The sequence below is a fragment of the Kitasatospora sp. MBT63 genome (assembly GCF_000710465.2).
In the GTDB taxonomy this organism is placed as follows: domain Bacteria; phylum Actinomycetota; class Actinomycetes; order Streptomycetales; family Streptomycetaceae; genus Kitasatospora.
The window spans coordinates 1-16,006 of the sequence record NZ_JAIZ01000174.1; the positions used below are offsets into that span (position 1 = coordinate 1).

The following is a 16,006-nucleotide window of genomic DNA, read 5'->3' on the forward strand; positions in this document are numbered from 1 at the left end:
CCCGCGCACGCCGCCGGACGCCGGCCGCAGCCGGCGGCCGCCCCCGCCGGGCCGGCGGTGGCCGCCGGCTACGCGGTCCCGATCGACACCGTCCGGCACACCAGGACCTGGATGGCCTGGCCCGACAGCTCGGCCATCTGGGGCCGCCGGCTCGCCGGGGTCCAGGCCGACATCGCGCTGATCGCCAGGACCGTCGCGAAGTACGAGCCGGTCGTCATGTGCGCCAACTCCGCCGGCGTCACCAAGGCGCGCTCCGCGTGCGGCTCCGCCGTCACCGTCATCGGGACCATCCCGGTGGACGACTGCTGGATGCGCGACTCCGGCCCGGTGTTCCGCACCGACGGCGCCGGCGGGCTGGACGCCGTCGGCCTGAACTTCAACGGCTGGGGCAACCGGCAGACCCACGCCAAGGACGCGCTGGTCGCGGCCAAGGTCGCGGCCTACGCCGGAGTGCCCTTCACCGCGGCCGGGTTCGTGGGGGAGGGCGGCGCCATCGAGACGGACGGTGACGGCCTGCTGATGGCGACCAGGAGCAGCCTGCTCGACTCCCGCCGCAACGGCAGCAGGACGCTCGCCCAGATCGAGGCCGCGATGCGCACCGCCTACGGCGCGACGAAGGTCATCTGGTTCCCCGGGGTGACCGGCCAGGACATCACCGGCGACCACGTCGACGCGACCTCCCGCTTCCTCGCCGACGCCACCGCCGTGGTCCAGGCGCCGCTGCCGGCCGACACCGACGTCTGGTCCAACGACGAGCGCCAGCAGTACCAGACGCTCTCCACCTCGACGGACGCCCAGGGCCACCCGCTCACGGTCTCCCGGATCCAGGGCCCCGACTACAACCTGATCCGCTCCTCCGACCCGAACTTCGTCGGCTCCTACGCCAACTACTACCTGTGCAACGGCGCGGTCATCTGCGCCCAGTTCGGGGACACCAGGGCCGACGCCGCCGCCAGGGCGACGCTGGCGGGGATCTTCCCGGGCCGGGCGATCGAGCAGCTCGACATCGACAGCCTCGGCGCGGGCGGCGGAGGCGTGCACTGCGTGACCCAGCCGCAGCCGGTCCCGTAGCGGGACGGGACGCGGCGGTTCGGGCCCGGTGCGGACGGGCCCGAACCGGCCGGGCGGCGCGGGCCCGGGACCGGCCCGGTCGCGGGTGTGGCGGAGACCTCGCTGCTCAGGAGGGTCCGGGCGAGAGGGCGCGATGGCCGAAAGCTAATATGTAAACGTCGCCTAACTCGAAAGATGAACTTGTGACTGTCAATGAGGACGTGTTCACGGACTGGAAGAACCGCGAGGAGATCGCGGAGTCGATGATTCCGATCATCGGCAGGCTGCACCGGGAGAGGGACGTCACCGTCCTGCTGCACAGCCGTTCTTTGGTCAACAAGTCGGTCGTCAGCATTCTCAAGACCCACCGCTTCGCCCGCCAGATCGCCGGCGAGGAGCTCTCGGTCACCGAGACGATGCCCTTCCTCCAGGCGCTCACCGCGCTGGACCTCGGCCCTTCCCAGATCGACATCGGCATGCTGGCCGCGACCTACAAGGCCGGCGACCACGGCCTGAGCGTCGAGGAGTTCACCGCCGGCGCCGTCGCCGGTGCCACCGGTGCCAACAAGCTGGAGCGCCGCGACTCGCGGGACGTCGTGCTGTACGGCTTCGGCCGGATCGGCCGCCTGCTGGCCCGTCTGCTGATCGAGAAGGCCGGCTCCGGCAACGGCCTGCGGCTGCGCGCCATCGTGGTGCGCAACAGCGGTGGTGAGGACCTGGTGAAGCGCGCCTCGCTGCTGCGGCGTGACTCCATCCACGGCCAGTTCCACGGCACGATCACCGTCGACGAGGCGAACAACAAGATCGTCGCCAACGGCCACGAGATCACCGTGATCTACTCGGACGACCCGACGACGGTCGACTACACGGCGTACGGCATCGACGACGCCATCCTCATCGACAACACCGGCCGCTGGCGCGACCGCGAGGGCCTGTCCAAGCACCTGCGCCCCGGCATCGCCAAGGTCGTGCTCACCGCCCCGGGCAAGGGCGACGTGCCCAACATCGTGCACGGCGTCAACCACGACACCATCAAGCCGGACGAGCAGATCCTCTCCTGCGCGTCCTGCACCACCAACGCGATCGTCCCGCCGCTGAAGGCGATGGCCGACGAGTACGGCGTCCTGCGCGGCCACGTGGAGACCGTCCACTCGTACACCAACGACCAGAACCTGCTGGACAACTACCACAGCTCCGACCGGCGCGGCCGGTCGGCGGCGCTGAACATGGTCATCACCGAGACCGGCGCGGCCTCCGCCGTGGCCAAGGCGCTGCCCGACCTGAAGGCGACCATCACGGGCAGCTCGATCCGCGTCCCGGTGCCGGACGTCTCGATCGCGATCCTCAACCTTCAGCTCGCCCGCGAGACCACCCGCGAGGAGGTCCTCGACCACCTCCGCAACGTCTCGCTGACCTCGCCGCTCAAGCGCCAGATCGACTTCATCACCGCCCCCGACGCGGTCTCCAGCGACTTCATCGGCTCGCGGCACGCCTCGATCGTCGACGCCGGCGCGACCAAGGTCGACGGCGACAACGCGATCCTGTACCTGTGGTATGACAACGAGTTCGGCTACTCGTGCCAGGTCATCCGGGTCGTGCAGTACGTCTCCGGCGTGGAGTACCCGACCTACCCGGCCCCGGCGGTCTGATCACCCGGATCCCCGCGCCCGCACCGGCGACCCGGCACCCCGCGTGGGTGCCGGGTCGCCGGCGTTCCCGGGCGTGCGCGGCATGCGGGCCGTTCCGGTGCGGGCGGGCCGCGGCGCCGGCGGCGGTGCGGCCGGGTCGCTGGCAGGCTGGTGGTACGGCCCGGGACGGGTTCCCGGCGCCGTCCGACGACCAGCGGAGTGGCACCCATGACCGGCTTCCAGGCGGCCGAGCGGCGCGAACTGGTCCTGCGCGCGGCGGTCCGCCGGGGACTGCTGCACCCCGAGGACGCGGTGCTGGCGGCCTTCGTCGACCTGGACGGCGTCGCGGCGAGCGTCGCCGCCCTGCACCGCGCGTTCCCTGACCCGGCCGCCGTCACCCACACCTTCGCCGCCAAGGCGAACTGCCTGGTCCCCGTGCTGGAACGGCTGCGCCGCCTGGGCATGGGCTGCGAGGTGGCCGGCCCCGGGGAACTCGCCCAGGCGCTGGCGGCCGGGTTCGCGCCCGAGCGGATCGTCCTCGACTCCCCGGCCAAGACCCGCCCCGAGCTCCGCCGGGCGCTGGAACTCGGCATCGCCGTCAACGCGGACAGCTTCCAGGAACTGGACCGGATCGCCGCGATCCTCACCACCCTGCGCACCCGCTCCCGGATCGGCGTCCGGGTCAACCCGCAGGTCGGCGTCGGGTCCATCGCGGCGATGAGCACCGCGACTGCCACCGCCAAGTTCGGCATCGCCCTGGACGACGAGGGGAACGCCGAACGGCTGCTGCACGCCTTCCGGCAGTGGCCCTGGCTCACCTGGGTGCACGCGCACGTCGGCTCCCAGGGCTGCCCGCTGGAGCTCATCGCCGAAGGCATCGGCAAGGCCGCCGCCTTCGCCGACCGGGTCAACGGCGAGCTCGGCCGGCACCGGGTGGAAGGCCTCGACCTCGGCGGGGGACTGCCGGTGAACTTCGACGACGACCGGACGTCACCCGGGTTCGACGCGTACGTGGCCTGTCTGCGGGCCCGCGTCCCGGCCCTGTTCGACGGCGGGTACCGGCTGGTCACCGAGTTCGGGCGGGCCCTGCTCGCCAAGAACGGCTTCACCGCCGCGTACGTCGAGTACACCAAGACCGCCGGCGGGCGGCCCATCGCGATCACCCACGCCGGGGCGCAGGTCGCCGCGCGGACGGTGTTCCTGCCGGACACCTGGCCGCTGCGGATCAGCGCGCACGACCCCACCGGCACGGCCAGGACCGGCCCGCCGGTGCCCCAGGACATCGCCGGGCCGTGCTGCTTCGCCGGTGACCTGATCGCCAGGGCCCGCCCGTTGCCGCTGCTCGCGCCGGGCGACCTCGTGGCCCTGCTCGACACCGGCGCCTACTTCTTCTCCACCCCGTACCACTACAACAGCCTGCCCGAGCCCGCGGTCCACGGCGCCACCGTCACCGCCGACGGCACCGTACGGTTCGAACTGCTGCGGCCCGCCCAGCGGATCGAGGACCTGATCGTCCGGCCCTGACCGTCCGGCCCTGACCGGCGGCAGGCCGACCGGCTTCGGCGGCCGCAGCTACCCGCTGCGCCACGGTCCGAGGGCACGACGAGTACCGCACCGACCCCGACGGATGGACCCTGCGCACCTCCGACGGCAGCCGGGCCGCCCACCTCCAGCACACCATCGCCATCACCGAGGACGGCCCCCGCATCCTCACGCCGCCCTGACCCGGCCCCCGGGCGCACGACCGGCGCGCCGGACCCTGGGCCCGGCACCTACGCCGGGGTCAGGGCGAGTTCGAGCTCGGCGGCCGGGAAGGGCGTCAGCTTGGTCCCGGTGAGCATCCGACGGCGGAACTCGTTCATGACGGCCGCGACCGGCGCGTGCCGGTCGAGCAGGGCGGCGAGCTCGGGCCGCACGCCCTCCGGCCGGGTGCCGGCGATCCAACGCTGCAGGAACTCCTCGTACCCGGCCGTGGCGTCCGGGACGGCGAGCAGGTGGTGGCGGAGCACGTGCCGGGAGGTGTGGCCGCGGTCGTAGGCGAGGTGGCCGGAGAGGAACTCGGCCTCGGCCGCCGAGAGTTCGAAGTCCGCGCTGAGGGCGAGCCCGAAGTCCGCGAAGTAGAGCGCCTGCCCGTCGGTGAGGACGTTGTGGAAGTGGGCGTCGAAGTGGACCAGGCCGCGCGAGCGCAGGAAGGCCGCGCCGCGCGCCAGGGACTCCTCCACCCACGGCAGCGGCGCCGCGTCCCGCCGTCCGTCCAGGAACGCGGCGAGGGTCTGCGGTACGTGCTCCAGGAAGAGCACCAGGCTCGACGAGGACCGGCCGATCGCCTCCAGCCGCCCGCGCACCGCCGGGGAACCCTCCCAGTGCCGGACCGCCCCGTCGATCCCGCCGTGCACATCGGCGAAGCCGGTCCGGGGGGACGTCGGGCAGCCCCCGCCAGTGGTACATCAGCGGGAAGCCCTCGTACTCCTCGGTGAGCACCCAGTGAGTGGTCATCGTGTGGACGGCGAGCTCGCGCCAGGCGCCGAAACCCGAGGAGCCCAGGCCGTACTGGTAGAACGTCGGCAGCCCGAAGAGGTTGGCCGTCGAGCGGACGTTCTCCGGGCGCAGCTCCAGGTCCGTCAGCGGCACCCGCTTGACGAAGACCGGGGCCCCGGCGACCTCCAGCCGCGCCCAGCGGCCGCCGACGCCCGACCCGAGCGGTTCGGCCGCGGCCACCAGCTCGCCGAGCCGGCGGTCGCCGAGCAGGGAGAGCCGGGTGGCGACACTCCCGTAGGCGGCGCGGCGCCGGGCGTACCGGGACCGCGGTCGGCGGGTGTCGGGCGTGGTCATCGGCTGCTCCTCGGTGCCCCGGGGGCGGGGTGCGGTGGTCCGGCGGAAGGGCCCGACCCTATCCGCCGGCGGTGGTCCCGGGAGGCCCTTCCGGCCTGGCATGATCGATGCATGGTCGAACGAGTCATCGCAGCCTGTGACGGAGCAGCCAAAGGCAACCCGGGTCCAGCCGCCTGGGCCTACGTGGTCGCGGACAGCGCCGGGGTCCCGCAGCGCTGGCAGGCCGGTCCGCTCGGGCACAGCACCAACAACGTGGGTGAACTGACGGCGCTGGAGCAGGTGCTGACCGCGACGGACGCCGCCGTGCCGCTGGAGGTCCGCCTCGACAGCACCTACACCCGGGACGCGGCCACCAAGTGGCTCGCCGCGTGGAAGCGCAACGGCTGGAAGACCGCCGCCGGGAAGCCGGTGGCCAACCGGGAGCTGATCCAGCGCATCGACGCCCTGCTCGACGGCCGCGAGGTCACCTTCGTGTACGTGCCCGCCCACCAGGTGAACGGTGACCCGCTCAACGCGATCGCCGACAAGGCCGCCAGCGACGCGGCCCGCACCCAGCAGGCCGCGGGCGGCACCTCGGCGGACCTGCCGGTCCCCGACCCGGTCCCGGCCTCGTCGTCCCGCGGAGGCCGTCCGTCGCCGTCGGCGTCCGGGTCCGGTGCCGCCGCGCCCAAGCGGAAGTCCTCGGGCGGTGCGCCGACCCTCTCGGCGCGGTTCCCCGGCACCTGCCCGTGCACCCGCCCGTATGCCAAGGGCGACAAGATCACCAAGGTCGGCGGCAGCTGGGGCCACCCGGAGTGCGCGGCCGCGCACGCCTGACCCGGTCCGGACGGGCCGCCCCGGGCGGAGCCGACAGCGGTGCGGAGCACCGCGCCCGGCTCCGCCCTCGCCATGCGCCGGCCCTCACGGCCCTCCCTGTCCTCCCGGCCTGATCGGCGCCGAGGACTCCCGCACCCTGCGACGAACTTGTTCGTAACGAACATGTTCGTTATCGTGGAGCCATGACAGCGCACCTCTCAGGACGGCCGAGTCGCCGCGAGCGGCCCGCCAAGCCCGCCCTCACCCAGGACGGGATCATCTCGACCGCGGTCCGCCTGACCCGGGCCGAAGGGCTCCAGAAGGTCACCATGCGCCGCCTCGCGCAGGAGCTCGACACCGGCCCCGCCTCGCTCTACGTGTACGTCCGCAACACCGCCGAGCTGCACGCGGCGATCCTCGACGAACTGGTCGGCACGGTCGACCTGGGCGCCGCCGAGGGCGCCGGGGACTGGCGCGAGCGTCTGGTCCGGGTCCTGGTCTCGTACACCACCGTGCTGTTCGAGCAGCCCGGCCTCGCCAAGTCCGCGCTGGTGGCGCGCCCGTCCGGGGTGCACCACCTGGACCTGATGGAGGTGCTGCTCGCCCTGCTGGACGAGGGCGGGGTCCCGGCGGACCGCGCCGCCTGGGCGCTCGACCTGCTGCTCCAGCACGCCACCGCGACCGCGGCCGAACACGCCGACCGGGACGGCGCGGCCGAGGCCGAGGCCGACCGGCGCTCCTGGGACGCCCTGTCCGCCGCGCTCCTCGGCGCCTCCCGCACCCGGCACCCGCACCTCGCCGGCCTCGGCGCCGACCTGCTCTCCGGTGCCCCCGAGGACCGGCTGCGCTGGGGCTTCCACGTCCTGATCAACGGCGCACTGGACACCCCCAGGCCGCCGCAGGCCTGAGCGGCCACCCGCCGACCGGAAACCAACGGAAGAGGTACCCCATGACCGTGCACCACCCGATCGCCGTCATCGGCGCGGGCCTCGGCGGACTCACCCTCGCCCGGGTCCTGCACGTCCACGGCATCGAGGCCGCCGTCTTCGACCTCGACGCCTCGCCCGGCGCCCGCACGCAGGGTGGCATGCTCGACATCCACGAGGAGTCCGGCCAGGCCGCGCTGCGCGCCGCCGGACTGTACGAGGAGTTCCGCGCCCTGATCCACCCGGGTGGCCAGGCCATGCGGATCCTCGACCGGCACGCCGTGGTCCGGATGGAGGAGTCCGACGACGGCTCCGGCGGCCGCCCCGAGGTGGACCGCGGCCGGCTGCGTGACCTGCTGCTCGGGGCGCTGCCCGCGGGCACCGTCCGCTGGGGGGCGAAGGTCACCGGGGCGCGCCCGCTGGGCGGCGGCCGCCACGAGGTGACCCTCGCCGACGGAGGCGTGTTCACCACCGGCCTGCTGGTCGGCGCGGACGGCGCGTGGTCGCGGATCCGCCCGCTGCTGTCCGACGCCGTGCCGCAGTACAGCGGCGTCTCCTTCGTGGAGTCCGACCTGCTGGACGCGGACCTCCGGCACCCCGCCGGTGCGGCCGTGGTCGGCGGGGGCATGCTGTTCGCGCTCGGTGCGGGCAGGGGCTTCCTCGCCCACCGCGAGCCCGACCGCAGCCTGCACGTCTACACCGCGCTGCGGATCGCCGAGTCCTGGGCGGGCGGCACGGACTTCACCGACCCCGTCGCCGCCAAGGCGGCCGTGCTGGAGCACTTCACCGGCTGGCACCCGAGCCTGCGGGCGCTGGTCGCCGACGCGGACGGGCCGCTGGTGCCGCGCCCGATCCACGCCCTGCCGGTCGGCCACCGCTGGGAGCGGGTGCCCGGGGTGACCCTGCTCGGTGACGCCGCGCACCTGATGTCGCCGTTCGCCGGGGAGGGCGCCAACCTCGCCATGCTCGACGGCGCCGAACTCGGGCGGGCCCTCGCCGCTCACCCGGGCGACCCCGAGGCGGCCCTCGCCGCGTACGAGCACCTGCTCTTCCCGCGCAGCGAGGCCGCCGCCGCCGAGTCGGCCGCGAGCCTCGACGTCATCTTCGCCGCGGACGCCCCCCGGGGGCTGCTCGACCAGTTCGCCGCGCACCGGCCGGGCTGACCGCCGGTCCTGCGGAACGCGCCACCCGACCAGGGGCGCCGGGGTCGCCCCCGGCGCCCCTGTCGTGCTGTCCCCGGGTGCGGCCGGGCGAACCCGGGGCGAACGATGTCTTGACTCCGCCGGTTACTGCTGCCAACGTGTGCTCAAAGTTGCTCACGTTCACACAAAACCGAGCATCTTGAAACACCAAGCCCCACGGCGTGCGCGAACGCCCCCCTCCCTCGCCCACGCCGACCCCCACCACGGCGCGTTGCCCCAGAAGGAGTCCCCGTGTCCTCTCCTCCGCGTAGAGCGTTCGCCGCAGCGTTCGCGGCGGCCGTCCTGACCCTGGCCGGCCCGGTGGCCGCGCCGGCGTCCGCGACGCCGCCCACCACCGGATACACCGTCACCGTCGGGTCGCCGGTCGCGTACGCGCACCCGACCGACACCCAGGCGACCCCGTACCTCGACAAGGACGGGACGTTCTACTTCCAGCAGTCCGCCGCCCTGTATGGCTCGACCGAGCCCCGGTACTGGGACTTCTTCACGGGGACGGACTTCGACAGCGCCACCCGGTCGAGTGCGATCAGCAACGCGGTGAACCCCGCCAACCCCGCGGACAGGAACAACGACACCACCTGGCGGTGCAACAACAGCCCCACCGGCCTGGAGGCGACCGCCGCCCCGGCCGGATCCGGCTACTCCCAGCGGAACTTCTGCGACCTCGCCGGCGTCTGGGTCGACCCGGACACCGGCGACTGGTACGGGCTGGTGCACAACGAGTTCACCCCGCAACCCTTCGGGGACGGGCTGCACTTCGACGCGATCGACTACGCCGTCTCCACCGACCAGGGCCGGACCTGGACCATCAGGAACCACGTCATCACGTCGCCCTACAGCACCAAGCGCGGTGACACCGCCGCGTTCCCGAACCAGACGTACTCCTACGGCGACGGCGACCAGCGGCTGTACGCGGACACCGCGTCCGGGTACTTCTACGTCTACTACGGCTCGCGGATCGTCGACAAGAGCGGTGGCTGGAAGGCCTTCTACGAGCACGTGGCCCGCGCGCCGATGTCCGCGAAGATGGCGCCCGGCTCCTGGCAGAAGTGGTACGACGGCGCCTGGAACCAGCCGGGCGTGGGCGGCCTGGAGAGCAACATGGTGCCGGTCGACGCCGGCAGCACCACCGGCTACACGCCGGTCTCCGGCGAGTACGACCCGGCCAACACCGGTACCGCCGCCCAGCAGATCGCGGCGGGCACGATGCCCGCGACCTCGCCGCTGTTCGTCATGGACATCACCTACAACGCCTACCTGGGGCTGTACATCGGCGAACCCCAGGCCGTGAACCAGAGCGGGACCGAACCCCAGCACCTCTACGCCACCGACGACCTCACCACCCAGAAGTGGTACCCGATCGGCGACACCGGCGGCTACCACACCGCGTCCTGGTACCGCTGGTTCCTCGACAGCGCCAACCGGACCAGCTCCGCCGTCGTCGGCAAGTCCTTCCGCTCCTACTGCTCGTTCGGCTGCTCGAACGGCGCCTCCGGCGAGTACGTCGACCTCACCGTCACCTCCGCCGCCCCGGCCGCGCCGCCGGTCGACCCGACCAAGGCATACCGGATCTCCGGCGGCGGCGGCCGCGTCCTCGCCCAGGTCACCGGCGGCTCCGCCACCACCTCGGTGCCGGCCGCCACCGGATCCGCCCTGGAGTCCTGGGTGTTCGCCGCCAACGGCGACGGCTCCTACCGGATCGTCAACTCCGCCACCGGCCGGCTGCTCGGCGTCGACCCCACCACCACCGCGGGCCGCGCCTGGGGCGCCAAGCCCACCGTCACCGCCGCCGGGACGGGCGGCCCGAGCGTCGGCCAGCAGTGGTTCGTGATCCCCGGCGGGGGCGGCCACCGGCTGGTCAACCGCTACAGCGGCCTGGTGATCGGCCTGTCCGCGGACTCCGCCCGGCTCGCCGAGACCACCCCCGCCCGCAGCTGGACCAACACCACCGGCAACGCCGTCGGCGGCGCGCGCACCGCCGCCGAGCAGACCCTCACCCTGACCCCCGTCGGCGCGTCCCCGGAGACCGTCACCGTCACCAACCCCGGCAACCGGTCCGGCAAGGTCGGCGTCGCGGCCTCGCTCCAGATCGGCGCCGACGACTCGGCGGGCAAGCCGCTCACGTACTCCGCCACCGGCCTTCCCGCCGGCCTGACGATCAGCGCCGCCGGCCTGATCTCCGGCACCCCCACCACCGTGGGCAGCTCCACCGTCACGGTCGCCGCCTCCTCGGGCACCGCCACCGGCACGACGACCTTCACCTGGGCCGTCAACCCGGCGCTCAGCGGCACCCACACCCTGACGGCCTCCGGCAAGGCGCTCGACGACCCCGACCACTCGACCACTGCCGGCACCCAGCTCATCACCTGGACCCCCAACGGGGGAACCAACCAGAACTGGGTCTTCACCGCGCAGTCCGACGGCAGCTACCAGATCACCAACGGCCTCTCCGGCCTGTGCATGGACGTCAGCGGCGGCTCCACCGCCGCCGGCGGCCAGGTGATCCAGTGGACCTGCACCGGGGGCACCAACCAGCGCTGGCTGGTCACCGCCGCCACCGGCGGCTACAGGATCGCCTCCCAGCGCAGCGGACTGCTGCTCACCACCGCGTCCGCCGCCGACGGCGCCGCGGTGACCCAGCAGGCCGACACCGGCTCGGCGCTGCAGCGCTGGACGGTCGGCTGACGGTCCGCGGCGACCCGGACCCGGTCACCCGCGGTGACCGGGTCCGGGCGCTATTGGTCTAGACATGCTCGGGGGTCCGGGCCACGATGGGACGACCACCCGATCCGCCTCCCGGTCCGAACCGCGGTCACCCCGTCCGGCCCAGGTCGCCCACCGCCGCGGGGCCCGCCCGGCCCCGCCCTGCCCTCCCACCCTTCGCAGCAGAGCCGCCCACCGGACGTCACGGCCGGTCGGGCCCGCTCGACGAGGAGCGACCATGACCGCCACCCGTGCCCTGCGCACCGCCGCCTACCTGCGGTGCTACCCGTACGACAGCTGGCGGATGGCACCGCACGTCCGCGCCCTGGAGGAGCACGCCGGGCTGCTCGGCCTCGACACCCCCCGGCTCTTCCTCGACAACGGGGTCTCCTGCCGGAGTGTCCAGCCGCAGCTGCGGGTGCTGCTGGCGCTGGCCTCGCTCGAAGCCGTCGACACCGTCCTGGTGCCGGGGCGTTGGGTGTTCTCCCTGGATCAGGGCACGGCCGACGCGGTCGCGGGCTTCCTCGTGGCGGCCGGTACCCGGGTCGTCGAACTCCCCGCCCACCGCCGCACCGCCCGGGCGCCCCAGCCGTCCGCCGCCCGGAGCTGACCGGCCCCGGGCAGGCGCGACGCCCGGTACCGCGGCCCGCCGGGCCGGAGTACCGGGCGCGTGGCCCCGGCGGCAGGTCCTACGGCGCCGGCGGGGTGGCGAAGGGCGCGCTCCAGGTCTGGTTCGGCTGGTAGCTGCCGCAGGCGTAGGTGGCGACCGTGGCGTTCATGTCGGTGAGCGACCCGCCCGCGATGTCGGCGCACCTGCCGTCCGCCCTGAGCTGACCGGCCCGGGTGTAGGTCCAGGTCTGCTTGGGGTCGGTGCCGCTGCAGGTGCGCAGCTTGAGGCCGGTGCTCTCACCGGAGACGCACAGACCCGGAGCGGCCAGCGAGGAGATCAGGCCGTCGGAGCGGCGCTGCCACTGCTGGTTGCCGTTGCCGGTGCAGGTGTAGAGGCCGACGGTCGCGCCGGCGGTGGCGCCGCCGTAGGCGTCCAGGCAGAAGGCGAAGGCCTGGAACCCGGACTGGGCGGCCTGGATCTGGCCGACCGGCACGGTGCCGCCGCAGCCGCCGGGGGCGATGGTGTACATCGCATTGTCGTGGGCGCCGATGGTGGTGGTGATCGATCCGGTCACCGCGGCGGTGGTGTGGCTCCACAGGTCCTTGGCCGTGCGGGTGCAGCCGAGGTTGCCGAAGCCCACCCGGGCGAGGTCCAGGGTGTAACTGGTGGCCGAGGCGTTCTTGTTGAGGACGACGACCGCGCGCGAGCCGTCGGCGAGCGGCTTGACGACCACGTCGACGCCGGAGGAGTTGGTGGCGCCCTGGCGGGAGGCGAGGTAGCCGCCGGCGGTGGTGTCCTGGTCGACGGCGATGATGTCGGCGTTCTTGAGGATGTTCAGCTGGGGCGCGTAGCCGGCCGGGTCGGCGGCCATCCGCCGGACGTCGGTGCTCACCATCAGGGGCGAGCCCATCGCCGACCACAGGGCGAACTGGCTGCGCTGCTCGGCCAGGGTGAGCTGGTTGTTGTCGCCGATCAGCAGCATGTCGGCGTCGTTGTGGTTGCCGGAGCCGTTGTAGCGGGCCAGTGCGACGGTGTCGGCGAAGTTCTGCAGCACCCCGCCCTCGTACCAGTCGGCGCCGTGCGGGGAGTCCCAGGCGGAGGCGACCGGGGTGGTGTTGTGCCAGACGTTGATGTCGGGGCTGACCCGCCACATCTGGCCGAGGGTGCGGACCCAGTCCATCGCCTGGTACTTGGTGGCGGAGGCGGGGCTCGCACCGGCCGGCGCGGACTCGTTGAACAGGATCTTGCGGGGGTCGGAGGCGGTCGCCGCTTTCAGGGCGCCCGCCGTGGTGGTGAACTCCGACCGGCGGTTGGTCCAGTCGGTGCCGCAGTTGTCCAGCTTGAGCGAGTCCGCACCCCAGTACGCGAGCGAGGTGGCGTCGGCCTGCTCGTGGCCCATCACCCCGCCCGGCACGCCCTGGCAGGTGTTGACGCCGGAGGTGCTGTAGAGGCCGACCTGCATGCCCTGGGCGTGGACGTAGGCGGCGTAGTCGGTCAGCTCCCAGTCGAAGCCGGGCTGGCCGCTGCCGCCCCAGGCGGCGGCGCCGTGCAGGTACCCGGCGCCGGTGCGCTGCATCCAGCAGTCGTCGACCGTGAGGTTGGTGTAACCCGCCGCGACCAGGCCGGTGTCCTTCATCGCCTTGGCCTGGTCCTGCATGAACTGCTGGAAGGAGTAGCCGTCGCGGGTGCCGTCGAGGCGGGCCTGTGCGGCGCAGGTGAAGCGCGCCCAGTTGTTGAAGCCCATCATCGGCCGGTCGCCGATCGGGGTGTCGGTGTTCGCGGCGACGGTGTCCGCGACGGCCGCGGTGGGTGCCGTGGCGGCGAAGGCGGCGGCGGCGATGACGGCCGCGGACCCGAGCCCGGCCAGCCGTTGGTTCCATCTCATGGGGTGCTCCGATGCGGGAGGAGATGACTCGAACTGCTCATTGGGGGGTTGCTTCGAGCAATTTCGAGCAAACGCTCGCAGTCGTGGTGCCCGCAGTCAAGGGGTCGCCACAGAAAAGGGCCTGCGGAGCCGAGGCGGCCGGCGCACAATCGAGAGGGGCCCGCGGTCTGGGCGGAGGTGCCCGGTGTGAGCGACTTACCGATCTCGGACTACGCGCTGCTGTCCGACTGCCGGACCGCCGCGCTGGTCAGTTCCGGCGGCTCGGTCGACTGGCTGTGCCTGCCCTCCTTCGACGACCGGTCGGTGCTCGGCCGCCTGCTCGACCCGCAGGCCGGCCACTGGTCGATCCGCCCGGTCGGCGACGCCGCCACCACCAGGCGGTACCTGGACCGCACGATGGCGCTGCGCACCGAGTTCCGTACGCCCACCGGCACCCTGGTGCTCACCGACGCGCTCGCCCTCGGCCTCGACCGGCGCGGGCACGACCTCGGCAAGGACGCCCCCCACCTGCTGCTCAGGGTGGCGGAGTGCACCGAGGGCACGGTCGAGGTGGCCGTGGAGTTCGCCCCGAGACCCGAGTACGGCCGGATCCGGCCGCTGCTGATCCCGGTCGACGGCGGGCTGCGCTGCCACGGCGGCCCGGACACGCTGGGGCTCTCCTCGCCGGTACCGTTCGAGATCACCGACGGTGCCCGCAGCCGGCTGCTGCTGCGCGGCGGCCAGCGGGCGGCCTTCGCCCTCCAGCACGCCCACGCCGGCGGCGAACCGCAGCTGTGGTCGCAGGACGGGATCGCGGCGCGCCTGGACGACACCGTCACCGCCTGGCGCTCCTGGTCCGACCTGCACCAGGCGTACCAGGGGCCCTGGCGGGACCTGGTCCACCACAGCGGGCGGGTGCTGCAGGCCCTCACCTTCCAGCCGACCGGCGCGATCGTCGCGGCCCCGACCACCTCGCTGCCGGAGGCGGTCGGCGGCGTCCGCAACTGGGACTACCGCTTCACCTGGGTACGGGACGCCTCGTTCACCCTGGACGCGCTCTGGGTGGCGGCCTGCCCGGACGAGGCGCAGTCGTTCTTCGCATGGATGGCGCAGGCCGCCGCCAACGCCCCCGGGCACGGCCACGACCTGCAGATCATGTTCGGCATCCGCGGCGAACGCGAGCTGACCGAACGCGAACTGGACCACCTCTCCGGCTGGCGGGGCAGCCGCCCGGTACGGGTCGGCAACGCCGCCTGGCAGCAGCGCCAACTCGACGTCTACGGCGAACTGCTGGGCGCCGCACACCGGCTCCGCGACCAGCTCGGCGGTCTGGACCGGCCCACCAAGCAGTTCCTCGCCGGCCTGGCCGACGCGGCCGCCGACCGGTGGGCCGAACCCGACCAGGGCATCTGGGAGGTGCGCAGCGGCCCGCAGCACTTCGTCTACTCCAAGCTGATGTGCTGGGTGGCCCTGGACCGTGCGATCGACCTGGCGCCGGACCTGGAGGCGACCGACCGGATCCCGGCCTGGGCGACCGCCCGGGCGGAGATCCGGGCCGCCATCGAGGAGCAGGGCTGGAACGAGCGGGTGGGCGCCTACACCCAGGCCTTCGGCTCGGACCAGCTCGACGCCTCGGTGCTGGTGATGCCGGTGGTCGGCTTCACCCCCGCGGGATCGCCCCGGATGCGGGCCACCATCGACGCCGTCCGCGAGCGGCTCACCAGCCCGGCCGGCCTGGTCTTCCGCTACCTCACCACCGACGACGGCCTCCCCGGCGACGAAGGCACCTTCCTGCTGTGCACCTTCTGGCTGGCGCAGGCCCTGGCCCTGGCGGGCGACACCGAGGCCGCCCGGGGCTACTTCGAGCGGGCGGCCGGCGCGGTCAACGACGTCGGCCTGCTCGCCGAGGAGATCGACCCGGACACCGGCGAGGTGCTGGGCAACTTCCCGCAGGCCTTCAGCCACATCGGCCTGATCAACGCGGCCTGGCTGATCGCGGAGGCGGAGGCCGGCCGGGCGGGGCGCCCGCAGTGGTGACGGCCGTAGTGCTGACGGCCGCCGCGGACGGACGGGAAATCCCCCGGCGCGAGGCCAGGCGGTCGGGCAGGATGACCACCATGAGCACCCAGGCCGACGACGAGTGGATCACCATCCTCGAGTACCCGAACCTGCCCGGCCGCCCCGCGCCCCAGGCCGCCCTGCACGCCTGACTGCGGGACCGCGGCATCGACTGGTCGCCGATCGCCCCGCAGGACGTCCTTTGCCACCTGGCCTGCGGGATCGGGCCCGACGGCCACTGGGTCGGCTGGTACTCGCTCCGGGTCCGCGCGGCGGCGCTGCGCCCGCTCGGGCTGCACCCCGACCAGCCGACCGAGACGGTCACCGCCGCCACGCGC

Annotated in this window: 10 protein-coding genes and 2 pseudogenes; 10 read left to right on the forward strand and 2 right to left on the reverse strand. The window is 73.5% G+C overall.

What is annotated here, in order from left to right; genetic code table 11:
• From AA75_RS12165 to AA75_RS51815, 4 genes and pseudogenes are all read left to right on the forward strand, one after another.
• On the forward strand, positions 1–1,071 hold a 1,071-nt coding region (locus AA75_RS12165; RefSeq protein WP_033819946.1), incomplete at its 5' end, for an agmatine/peptidylarginine deiminase.
• A gap of 182 nt (positions 1,072–1,253) precedes the next feature.
• The gene (locus AA75_RS12170; RefSeq protein ID WP_033819947.1) at positions 1,254–2,699 is read left to right on the forward strand and encodes a glyceraldehyde-3-phosphate dehydrogenase; all 1,446 of its coding nucleotides are present in this window, start codon (positions 1,254–1,256) and stop codon (positions 2,697–2,699) included.
• 207 nt (positions 2,700–2,906) lie between these two features.
• Positions 2,907–4,202, forward strand: a complete 1,296-nt coding sequence (locus AA75_RS12175) for a diaminopimelate decarboxylase (protein ID WP_051812173.1) — start codon at positions 2,907–2,909, stop codon at positions 4,200–4,202.
• A gap of 71 nt (positions 4,203–4,273) precedes the next feature.
• A pseudogene (locus tag AA75_RS51815) lies at positions 4,274–4,402 on the forward strand (type I methionyl aminopeptidase); the annotation flags it as partial.
• A 48-nt stretch (positions 4,403–4,450) separates the two neighbouring features.
• On the opposite strand, the pseudogene AA75_RS12180 reads toward AA75_RS51815, so the two are convergent.
• Positions 4,451–5,510, reverse strand: a pseudogene (locus AA75_RS12180) (protein kinase family protein).
• Between the two features lie 111 nt (positions 5,511–5,621).
• Between AA75_RS12180 and AA75_RS12185 the strand changes: the two are divergent.
• The 5 genes from AA75_RS12185 to AA75_RS12205 all read left to right on the forward strand — a co-directional run bounded on the left by AA75_RS12185 (position 5,622) and on the right by AA75_RS12205 (position 11,746).
• A complete protein-coding gene (locus tag AA75_RS12185) occupies positions 5,622–6,326 on the forward strand; it encodes a ribonuclease H (protein ID WP_033819948.1) in 705 nt (234 codons plus the stop codon).
• A 182-nt stretch (positions 6,327–6,508) separates the two neighbouring features.
• On the forward strand, positions 6,509–7,213 hold the full coding sequence (locus AA75_RS12190; RefSeq protein ID WP_033819949.1) for a TetR/AcrR family transcriptional regulator: 705 nt from the start codon (positions 6,509–6,511) through the stop codon (positions 7,211–7,213).
• 41 nt (positions 7,214–7,254) lie between these two features.
• The gene (locus AA75_RS12195; protein WP_033819950.1) at positions 7,255–8,394 is read left to right on the forward strand and encodes an NAD(P)/FAD-dependent oxidoreductase; all 1,140 of its coding nucleotides are present in this window, start codon (positions 7,255–7,257) and stop codon (positions 8,392–8,394) included.
• Positions 8,395–8,733: 339 nt separating this feature from the next.
• Positions 8,734–11,118, forward strand: a complete 2,385-nt coding sequence (locus AA75_RS12200) for an RICIN domain-containing protein (protein ID WP_233288999.1) — start codon at positions 8,734–8,736, stop codon at positions 11,116–11,118.
• 256 nt (positions 11,119–11,374) lie between these two features.
• On the forward strand, positions 11,375–11,746 hold the full coding sequence (locus AA75_RS12205) for a hypothetical protein (protein WP_033819952.1): 372 nt from the start codon (positions 11,375–11,377) through the stop codon (positions 11,744–11,746).
• Between the two features lie 79 nt (positions 11,747–11,825).
• On the opposite strand, the gene AA75_RS12210 is transcribed toward AA75_RS12205, so the two are convergent.
• On the reverse strand, positions 11,826–13,631 hold the full coding sequence (locus AA75_RS12210) for a ricin-type beta-trefoil lectin domain protein (protein WP_033819953.1): 1,806 nt from the start codon (positions 13,629–13,631) through the stop codon (positions 11,826–11,828).
• A 186-nt stretch (positions 13,632–13,817) separates the two neighbouring features.
• Between AA75_RS12210 and AA75_RS12215 the strand changes: the two genes are divergently transcribed.
• The gene (locus tag AA75_RS12215) at positions 13,818–15,647 is read left to right on the forward strand and encodes a glycoside hydrolase family 15 protein (RefSeq protein ID WP_033819954.1); all 1,830 of its coding nucleotides are present in this window, start codon (positions 13,818–13,820) and stop codon (positions 15,645–15,647) included.
• Positions 15,648–16,006 lie beyond the last annotated feature (359 nt).

Coding starts and splice junctions, on each gene's coding strand:
- AA75_RS12175 (WP_051812173.1), top strand. CDS start 2,907: ATGACCGGCTTCCAGGCGGCCGAGCGGCGCGAACTGGTCCTGCGCGCG.
- AA75_RS12185 (WP_033819948.1), top strand. CDS start 5,622: ATGGTCGAACGAGTCATCGCAGCCTGTGACGGAGCAGCCAAAGGCAAC.
- AA75_RS12190 (WP_033819949.1), top strand. CDS start 6,509: ATGACAGCGCACCTCTCAGGACGGCCGAGTCGCCGCGAGCGGCCCGCC.
- AA75_RS12195 (WP_033819950.1), top strand. CDS start 7,255: ATGACCGTGCACCACCCGATCGCCGTCATCGGCGCGGGCCTCGGCGGA.
- AA75_RS12205 (WP_033819952.1), top strand. CDS start 11,375: ATGACCGCCACCCGTGCCCTGCGCACCGCCGCCTACCTGCGGTGCTAC.
- AA75_RS12210 (WP_033819953.1), bottom strand. CDS start 13,631: ATGAGATGGAACCAACGGCTGGCCGGGCTCGGGTCCGCGGCCGTCATC.